Here is a 10,215-nt window from a genome sequence, read left to right as displayed (position 1 = left end):
CCGGCCGCGCCTGTCTTTAATGTGATTTGCTCGCCACCATTGGCCAGACTGCCCGAGTAAGGCCCGGCCATTGGCGTGGACACCGATAGACCATAATTTGCCCGGAAAGCCGCGAGGTTCGTGGTCCCCACAAGAACCAGGTAACTGTCCGGGGGCATCAGTGTTTGCGCATCGAACGTCCAATCCACTCCGGAAGTAAAATTCACGCCGTTCAAATCAAGCGTCAGATTCGTACTAAGATTATGCAGTTCGATGAATTCGAATTCACCCCCACCCGGCGGGTCATACATCAACTCCGTGATGCGCAGATTGTCCACGAGCGCGACGGCGTTGTCCGGCAGCCCCACAACGAACTGAACCGGTTGCGACCAGTTGCTCCACCGCCCGGTCGTGTCCTTCATGCGCACGCGGACGCGGTACGCGTGACCGACCTTCACCGCGCTCGATGGAATCGTGATGTCGCTGTTAAAAGTGGCGGACTCGCCACTTTCCCACGCCGCGGTGATTTCATAGTGGCGTGGCTCCGTCGGATCAAAAGCCGGCGCGTTTGTGTCGGTGACTTCGCCGATGCGCCATTTCATCGCCGCGAACGGGTTCGCGCCCGAGTAGGATGAACTGCGAAATTGCAGCCGGTTAAGCGGATAGTTTGCCGGACCGATCGCGGCAATAGTCGGACGATTCGGGATCTGTGAGTCCGCAGCCAGTCCGTCCAGACCCGCGACGCCCGTCGCCAGCGCCGCGCTCGTTGCGCGATAATTGACGTAATTTTTCAGCAACTGGATGCAGCCGTTGAAATCCTTGCTGACGGACGGTTCGTTCGGAAACTGGTAGAATCGTCCCTGGCCGGCCTTGCTCAGATTGACGATGCTCGAGTTCACCATCACCGGATTGTAATCCCACTGCGCGCGGTCCGCGTCGATAATGGAGGGCTGGCCCGGCGGGCCTCGGACAAGCGCAGCCATTTCATCAATCACCTGGTAGGCCTGATCACTGTTGAACAGCAGGTCGCGGATTTCGCGGACACGATTCCGGAATTCAATCGCCAACACAGGGTGCGCCGGCGCCGTGGAAAAATTGCTGAGTACGCGGCTTTTAAATGGCTCATCGCCGCCGCTCACGCCGGCGCGGTACATGTTGTCCGCCCAGGTCAAATCCAGGTCCCAGGGCCACACCTCCCATTGGCCAAGGACGGGATTGCGGTAGTAAAAATAGTTCTTTCCATCCGCGATGTCGTACTGGTGGATGCCCTGCAGAATTGTCTGATAACTGTAGTATTGCGGAAGATTCAGGTTGGTGCGCCACCACGCGTCGGTCGGCGTCGTGGTGTTGTACGTATTGAGGAAGGTGTTGAGGTCCGATTTGTCGAGCGGGCCATCGGGACCGATGTTATTCAGCGTGCCGGTGCCGGACTCCATGTCGTAAATGTTTCCGTCCGGCAGCCCGCGCTCATCGAGGAAGCGGCCATCCTGCTCCTCCACGACCAGATACAGGCCCCAAAAATCGCCGTTGTATTGATCGCCCGCCGGTGTCTCGGTCGCTTCGTCCACAATGCGGAACTGAACATGCGTGGTCAGCGGCGCGTCCACACCTGCGAGCCGGAACAGTTTGTAACCCACCGACTCGAACATCCCCTGTTCGCCACGGTGCAGATAATCACCCTGTTGGATGTCCGGACGAAAACTCAACCGGCGCCAAAGAGTGTTGTATTTTTCCCCCCAATCATCACGCGCTTGCAGGTTGTGCCCCCGATTGAAAGCGAACTTCCACGCGTTCTTTCCCATTGAATAACGCCACACACCGCCTCGCATCCGGTAGCGCATGTGATCGTAAACCACCCCGTCATAGACCATTGTCCCGAGCCAGAGGTAATCGTCACCGCCATACTGATTGTTCGGCGCGCCGGGATTCCAACCGGTGGCCGTAAGCACGGAACTTTTTTTCGAGATCAATTGATAGACCGGCAGGCGGTTCATTTCATTTGAGCTGACAGTGAAACCGGCGGTCACGCCCGGACGCACGGCTCCCGTCCATGCCGGGACGCCGTCATAAACAAAATACGCGAAGTTCGGCTGCGGATCATCGGCGTACGGCACGGTCACACCCAGCCCGCCATTGTCGGTCGCGGTGATCCGATAGCGCACGAGCCGCCGGTGCACCTGCAATGATTGCGGCAAATCCGTGGTATAGATGCTGTCTCCCGCCATGGAGTCGCCGCCCGTGCCATCATCCCTCATCGGAAGCGAGATCCAATTGTTCGTGTAAGCCGCGTCGGTTAACTCGATGTAGTTTCCCGGGTCAACGATCTGGTATTGCAAGACGACGCTCGCGACACCGTCGGGGTCGGTGACTTTCGCGGTTATGCTGACCGGTTGGTTCGACTTCGGCTGTCTCGGACCATGGTCCACCTGCCGGATCGCGGGCGGTGAGTTTGTGGCGAAAACCGAGTTGAGTTTTCCCGGCGTTGGTCCGTGCGTGGCGGGACCGATCGTCGCCAGCAGCCGCGGATCGAGAAAGAAGTCACTGCTCGCGGTAAGGCTCGAATTTGCCGCCTGAATGGCGATGATATTTGTGCCCGACACCAGATAACCCTGCGGCGAATTCAGATCGAAATGATTGTAGCTCCCGTCTTCTCGCGCCGGGCCGGCCGTGCCGTCGAACGGAACCTCTGCGGAAGAAATGTTTACGTTCAGAACATTCGCGCCGTTGATCCACACCTTGAATCCGTCATCATACAACGCCTCCAGCGCCAGCGCGCCGATCTGCGACGGATCGTTCACAACGAATTTGGCGCGAAAGAAAACAGTCGTGTAATTCGACCGCATGTCGTTGAGGTAGGTTCCCATCGCGATCGCCGGATCGTAACCGATCGGCGCCGCGCCTGTTGGCCATCCCGAGTCGTCGAAATTCAGCGCGCGCCACGCCGTCGTCGGCGATGACGCCTCACTCAGGCCTTCCAGATATTTCCAGTCCGAATGGTCCGCGATGAGCGTCTGACTCTGTTGCGCCGGATTGCCGGCGGCGGAGGCGCGCCAGTTTGCGCCGAGATTGTTGTCGAACGTGGGATTGATCAGCTCGATTGAGTAACCCGGCGCGTCGCCAACCGTCGGCCACGGGAAGCCCGGTTGATAATCCACCTCGTCTTCCACGGCACCCGCCGCGTTTCGAAGGACAATCCTGTCACCGTCATTGTTCAGCGTTCCCGTCCAGGGTCCCAAAGCGGCGGCTCCAAACTTCGTCAGGACCGCCGTCGGCTCCCGGGCCACGACCAGATAGCCGCCTGCCGCCAGAAAAGTCCCGTTGCCGAATGTGTATTGGATCCCGTCCGAGAAATACCAACCCGACAAATCAACGGTGTTCGTCCCGACGTTAAATAATTCGATGAACTCCACGTGCTCGGTTTTCTGGTCCGGATTGTAGTGGATTTCATTGATGACAACCGGCGAAGCCGCGCGAGAAATTAATCCACAAACAACAACGCCGACTGGAATAAACCGTCTCAACCAATCCGTGAAGCCGCGGGTTCTTCGCACGTTCGACCTGCCCATTCGGGGATTGTCTTTGCCGGGACGCAAACGGGCTTCCATTGGCGGTCGTTTTAGCAAATTTTGCGCCGCGGTTCGAGCAAAACCTCACCCGAATCGCGAACTGGTGCAGCGATGCGATTGGTATTGAATTTGCCTTACACTGATCCCGTCGAAATCGGGAATAGCGGGAAGCGAGAACCTGCTGACACTGTTGAAGATTCACGAAATCGCGGCTTGACCTAAACGCCGCTGTGAAACAGACTCGGTAAACTCCGGTATCCGTGCCGACCAAATGGTGCGGCAGAATTGGCTACAGCGCCTATGCTAACAATCTATGGACCCAGACAACGGTTCTGCGATGGCATTTCGCGTCGGAACTTCCTCAGGATTGGCGCGCTCGGTCTTGGGGGCCTGACGCTGCCCCAGCTTTTGCGCGCCGAGTCGCAATCCGGCATCCGCCGCTCGCACAAGGCGGTCATCATGATTTTCCTGCCGGGCGGACCTTCGCATCAGGACATTTTCGATCTCAAGATGGACGCCCCATCGGAGATTCGTGGCGAGTTCAAACCGATTCCCACAAACGTTTCGGGTATCCAGATTTGTGAACACCTTCCGCAGCTGGCCAGAATGATGGACAAGATGGCGCTGATTCGCTCAATGGTCGGCGCCGAGGATCGGCATGATGCCGTCACCTGCCTGACGGGCCGCCATCCGCGTGGCGCGCCGCTCGGCGGTTGGCCCTGTCTGGGGTCGGTGTTATCGAAGTTGTATGGTCCGGTGGACCGATCGGTTCCTCCGTTCGTCGGCCTCGCGCCGAAAATGGGGCACATGGAATGGGCGGACAACGGTCAGCCCGGCTTTCTTGGCGTCGCCCACGCCCCCTTTCAACCCAACAAAGGCAGTGGCAAGGATGACATGGTGTTGAATGGCGTCACGCTTGATCGCCTCGCAGACCGCCGGGCGCTGCTCACGAGCTTTGACACCTTTCGCCGCGATCTGGATGCGAGTGGAATGATGGAGGGACTCGACGCGTTCAACGATCAAGCCTTCGGCATTCTCACGTCCAGCAAACTCCTCAATGCGCTCGATCTTGAAAAGGAGGACAAGAAGGTCCGGGAGCGTTACGGCACAGGGGATCCGAAGAATCGCGACGATGGCGGGCCAAAACTGATGGAACACATGCTCATCGCCCGGCGGCTCGTCGAAGCAGGGGCGCGGTGCGTGACGCTGGCGTTCAGCCGCTGGGACCATCACGGCGACAATTTCGGCGCGCTGCGGCAGGATCTGCCATTGCTGGATCAAGGCGTCAGCGCCCTGGTGGAAGACCTCCACCAGCGCGGTCTCGACAAAGACGTTTCAGTTGTGGTGTGGGGCGAATTTGGACGCACGCCAACGATCAACAAGGACGCCGGGCGCGATCATTGGCCCCGTGTTTCCTGCGCGTTGCTGGCTGGAGGCGGCATGAAGACTGGGCAGGTCATCGGGTCCACGGACCGGCTCGGCGGCGAGGCGAATGAACGGCCGGTTCAATTTGGCGACGTGTTCGCGACGCTCTATCACAACCTTGGCATCGACGTGAGCAAAGTCACGATTCCTGATCTCAGCGGACGTCCGCAGTATCTGGTCGATGCCGGCTGTCAGGCGATGAAAGAACTGATCTGACGACTCATGCTCACGATTTACGGCAACTCCTCCCGCTTCTGTGACGGAATCTCGCGCCGCAACTTTCTAAGAATCGGCGCGCTCGGTCTGGGCGGTCTCGCGCTGCCGCAATTGCTTCAGGCCGAATCGAAGTCCGGCATACGCGATTCGCACAAGGCGGTCATCATGATTTACCTGCCCGGCGGGCCGCCCCATCAGGACATGTTCGATTTGAAGATGGACGCGCCGCTGGAAATTCGCGGCGAGTTCAAGCCGATCCCGACGAACGTCCCCGGCATCCAGATTTGCGAACATCTGCCGCGCATCGCGAGGATCGCGGATAAACTCGCCTTCGTGCGATCCATCTCCGACGCCGTGGATGACCATTCCGACTTCCATTGCATGACGGGCCGCTCGAAACGCAACCAGCCTCCGGGCGGCTGGCCGTCTTTCGGTTCCGCAGTCTCGAAACTGCTTGGCCCGCTCAACCCGGCGGTCCCGGAATTCATCGGGCTCGAACCAAGAATGCAGCACCAGCCTTACAACGACGCTGGTCCCGGGTACATTGGCGCCGCACACCGTTCCTTCCGCCCGGAAGGCAACGGCAAGGATGACATGGTGCTCAATGGCGTGACACTCGATCGTCTCGCCGATCGCCGCGCCCTGCTGGCGGGCTTTGACAGGTTCCGCCGCGACGTGGACACCAGCGGTTTGATGGAAGGACTCGACGCGTTTAACGAACAGGCCTTCGGTGTGCTCACCTCCAGCAAATTGCTTGAGGCGCTCGATTATCAACGTGAAGACAAGCGCGTGATTGAACGATACGGCAAGGGCGACCCAAAGCCCCACGGGGACGCCGCGCCGATGTTGATGGAACAGTTTCTGGTCGCCCGCCGCCTTGTCGAAGCGGGCGCGCGCGTCGTAACCGTGGCCTTCGGTTTCTGGGACTATCACGGCAACAACCACAAGAACGCGAAGGCAGACCTGCCTCTGCTCGACCAGGGCGTCGCCGCGCTGATTGAAGACCTGCACCAGCGCGGACTGAACAAAGACGTATCGGTCGTCGTCTGGGGCGAGTTCGGTCGCACGCCGACCATCAACAAGGACGCGGGCCGCGACCACTGGCCGAAGGTGACCTGCGCATTGCTGGCGGGTGGCGGAATGAAAACCGGTCAGATCATCGGGTCCACGGACCGTTGGGGCGGCGAGCCGGTCGAACGGCCCGTTGCATTCGGAGAAGTTTTCGCGACCCTCTATCATAATCTCGGCATCGACGTGAACAAGACAACCATCAACGATCTGGCGGGCCGGCCCCAGTACCTGGTCGATGCCGGCTGCCAGCCGATGAAGGAATTGATTTAGCTGCCATGTTGTCGCGAGCAACGAACCAATCGGTGATGCCGGAGTTGATCGCTATCGGTTGGTTGTTCGGCGTTTTTTCCACCGCCGCTTTGATTTCCAAAGAGCCGCCCGACAGACTGGCGAGTCTGGAGTTTCAACTTCCCTCACCCGGCGGAAAAGGGCTCGACCCGGCGCTCCGCCTTCGCGGGAAAGACGCGCGACAACAACTGCTGGTCACCGCAAAACTCGACAATGGCGAGCTGCGTGATTTCACGCGACAGGTAAGCTATTCCGCGTCTCCCGCCAACGTCGTCACCATTGACAAGAGCGGTCGCGTCACGCCGCTGGGCGACGGCCCGGCGACCATCACCGCGAAGGGAGCGGAGGGTTTGAGCACTTCCCTTCCCGTCATCGTCGAACATTTCAACGAGGTCACGCCCGTCAATTTTGCGAATCAGGTCGTGCCCGTTTTCACCAAGGCCGGTTGCAACGCCGGCGGCTGTCACGGCAAATCGAGCGGTCAGAATGGGTTTCGCCTCTCGCTGCTCGGCTTCGAGCCGACGGAAGATTACGAGCATCTGGTCAAGGAAGCGCGCGGACGCCGACTCTTCCCTGCTTCTCCGGAGAACAGTCTGCTGCTGCTCAAGGCAACGGCCACTCTGCCCCATGGCGGCGGCAAACGGCTCGACAAGGATTCAGACGATTACAAGTTGCTTGTGCGTTGGATCTCCGAAGGAATGCCCTACGGGAGGACGAACGATCCGGTTGTCACGGGCATCGAGGTTTTCCCAAAGGAGCGCACGATGCCGTTGGACGGCGAGCAGCAACTGTCGGTGATCGCCCGCTATTCGGACGGTTCGAGCGAAGACGTCACCCGCAGCGCGCTCTACGAACCGAACGACAAGGAAATGGCCAGGGCTGATGATACGGGTTTCGTCAAACTGTTCGAGCAACCGGGCGACGTCGCCGTGATGGTGCGTTATCAGGCGAAGGTGGCGGTGTTCCGCGCCACCGTGCCGCTCGGAGCGCCAGTGGCAAACCTGCCAAAGCCGAGGGGCGTCATCGACGAGTTCGTCTTCAAAAAACTGAAGGCCGTCGGCATGCCACCGTCGGAAATATGCGATGACGCCACCTTCTTTCGCCGGGCGAGCATTGACATCGCGGGACGATTGCCGACCGCGGACGAGGCGAAACAGTTTGAACAGGACAAGGACCCCGGCAAACGTGACAAATGGATCGACACGCTGCTCGCGAGCGCCGATTACGCCGATTATTTCGCAAACAAGTGGAGCGCGCTCCTTCGCAACAAACGAACCGAACAGAAACAGATCCGCAGCACGTTCGCGTTTCATACCTGGGTCCGCGACAGCCTGCTGGAAAACAAGCCCTACGACCGGTTCGTGCGCGAGCTATTGACAGCGTCGGGCGACGTTGAGGAAAACCCGGCCGTCGCCTGGTATCATCAGGTACGCGAACCACAGGCGGAGCTGGAAGACACGGCGCAACTTTTCCTCGGCATGAGGCTGCAGTGCGCCCAGTGCCATCACCATCCCTACGAGAAGTGGAGCCAGCAGGATTATTACAGTTTCGCCGCGTTCTTCAGCCAGGTAAACCGCAAAAGCGGGCCGGAACCCGGCGAGGAGATGGTCTTCGACAGGCGCGCGATGCCGACAGCCACGAACAAAAAAACCAAACAGTCCGTAAAACCTGCCGGCCTGGGCGCGCACCCGCTGGGTCTTTCGCCCGACGACGACGCCCGCCAGGCGCTGGCGGACTGGCTGACAGCCCGCGATAATCCGTATTTCGCCCGTTCCCTCGTCAACCGGTACTGGAAACATTTTTTTAATCGCGGCATCGTCGAACCGGAGGACGACATGCGGGAGACGAACCCGCCGACGAATCCTGAATTGCTCGACGCGCTGGCGAAACATTTCGTTGATTCCGGCTTTGACCTGAAAGATCTCGTGCGGACGATCTGCCGGTCGCAAGTCTATCAACTCAGCGAAATTCCGAATCAGTACAACAAAGTCGATAAACAGTTTTTTTCGCGCTATTATCCCAAACGCCTGACCGCCGAGGTGTTGTACGACGCGGTGAACCAGGTCACCCGGACGGAGGCGAAATTCGACGGCCTGCCGGCCGGCACGCGGGCCGTTTGCCTCCCTGACAACAGTTTCAATGCCAGTTCCTATTTCCTCACGGTGTTCGGCCGGCCCGACTCGTCGAGCGCGTGCGAATGCGAGCGGTCGCAGGACGCCAGCCTCGCACAAAGCCTCCACCTCCTGAACGCGAAGGAAATGCAGGAAAAACTCGCGAGCGACAATGGCACGGCGGCGTTGCTGAGCCGGGACAACCAGCGCGACGACGATGCAAAGATCCGCGACCTCTATTTCGCCGCGTGCTCGCGCGGGCCGACCGGCAGCGAGCTTTCACTCGCGAAAGGCTACATTGCCAGGCGGACAACCGGCAAGGAAGAGAAGGAAGCCAAAACGGGAAAACGCCAGGCTTACGAAGACATCATCTGGGCGCTGATAAACACGAAGGAGTTTCTGTTTAATCACTAACCACCGCCGTAATGCCGTCCGCCAGTTCAAACATCGCGCGGCGCCTGTTCCCCATCGCGGTGCTGCTCTGCGGAACGGAGTTTTCCTTCGCACAACTTCCCCTCGCCCGTTTATCCACCCTGTTCCCGCCCGGCGGCAAAATCGGCACAACGTTCGAGGTTGCCGTTACCGGCGCTGATCTCGATGAAGCAAATCAACTTTATTTCACAAGCACAAACATCGTCGCAAGGCAGAGACGCGCGGAAAAAACGGGGGAGCCCGAACCCGACAAGTTTCTCGTGACCATCGACCCGGATGTCGCGCCCGGCATCTACGAGGCGCGCGTCGTCGGCCGCTTCGGCGTTTCCAATCCCCGCCCGTTCGTCGTCGGGGATCTGCCGGAAATTCTCTCGCCAACAACAAATCACACGATTGCGTCTGCGACGGGGGTCACGCTCGAAAGCGTGGTCAACGGCCGCGCGGACCCCAGCGCGATCGACTACTTCCGGTTCGCGGCGAAGAAAGGCCAGCGCGTGCTTATCGAATGCCTCGCCCGGGACATTGACTCGCGGATGGACGACTCTTTGATTTTGTACGACGCTCGCGGCCGGGAACTCGAACGCCGGCGACGCGGCGGCCTGCTCGACTTTACCGCACCGGAAGACGGAGAGTTCGTCCTTGGGGTGAGCGATTTCACCTACCGTGGCGGGGAGGAATATTTTTACCGGCTCGCATTCAGCGCCGGACCGCATATCGATTACATTTTTCCGCCTTCGGGTCTGGGCGGATCGAAAGGCAGATACACGCTCTACGGGCGCAATCTGCCCGGCAGCGCAGCGGCGGCCGGTTTGTCTGTTGAGGGCAAACCGCTGGAGCAACTCGACGTTGAGATCGAGCTGCCCGCCGCCGATGCTCTGCTTCTGCAACCGCCTCCCACGGACGTGTTGTCCAAGCCCTGCGCGGCCGCGCTCGATGGAATCGAATACCGGCTGAGCACGCCACGGGGCGTTTCCAACCCCGTGTTCCTGGGCCTGGCTGCCGCGCCAGTCGTGATTGAACAGGAGCCGAACAACAAACCCGGGCAATCGCAGAGAATCACCCTGCCGTGCGAAGTGGTCGGGCAATTTTACCCCGCCGGCGACCGCGACTTCTTCGTGTTCGACGCG

The 10,215-nt window shown here is 59.7% G+C and carries 5 protein-coding genes; 4 read left to right on the top strand and 1 reads right to left on the bottom strand.

What is annotated here, in order from left to right:
• On the bottom strand, positions 1-3,584 hold a 3,584-nt coding region (locus VN887_19350), incomplete at its 3' end, for a lamin tail domain-containing protein (protein ID HXT42174.1).
• A 261-nt stretch (positions 3,585-3,845) separates the two neighbouring features.
• On the opposite strand from VN887_19350, the gene VN887_19345 reads away from it, so the two are divergent.
• From VN887_19345 to VN887_19330, 4 genes are all read left to right on the top strand, one after another.
• On the top strand, positions 3,846-5,186 hold the full coding sequence (locus VN887_19345; GenBank protein HXT42173.1) for a DUF1501 domain-containing protein: 1,341 nt from the start codon (positions 3,846-3,848) through the stop codon (positions 5,184-5,186).
• A 6-nt stretch (positions 5,187-5,192) separates the two neighbouring features.
• Positions 5,193-6,527 carry a DUF1501 domain-containing protein gene (locus VN887_19340; GenBank protein ID HXT42172.1) on the top strand — a complete coding sequence of 445 codons (1,335 nt, stop codon included), beginning with the start codon at positions 5,193-5,195 and terminating at the stop codon, positions 6,525-6,527.
• A gap of 5 nt (positions 6,528-6,532) precedes the next feature.
• On the top strand, positions 6,533-9,070 hold the full coding sequence (locus VN887_19335) for a DUF1549 and DUF1553 domain-containing protein (protein ID HXT42171.1): 2,538 nt from the start codon (positions 6,533-6,535) through the stop codon (positions 9,068-9,070).
• 11 nt (positions 9,071-9,081) lie between these two features.
• Positions 9,082-10,215: hypothetical protein (locus VN887_19330; protein ID HXT42170.1), on the top strand; the 1,134-nt coding region annotated here is incomplete at its 3' end.

The organism is Candidatus Angelobacter sp. (assembly GCA_035607015.1).
Taxonomy (GTDB): domain Bacteria; phylum Verrucomicrobiota; class Verrucomicrobiia; order Limisphaerales; family AV2; genus AV2.
The sequence above is the reverse complement of the archived record's forward strand: the minus strand, read 5'-3'. Positions and strand labels throughout refer to the sequence as shown.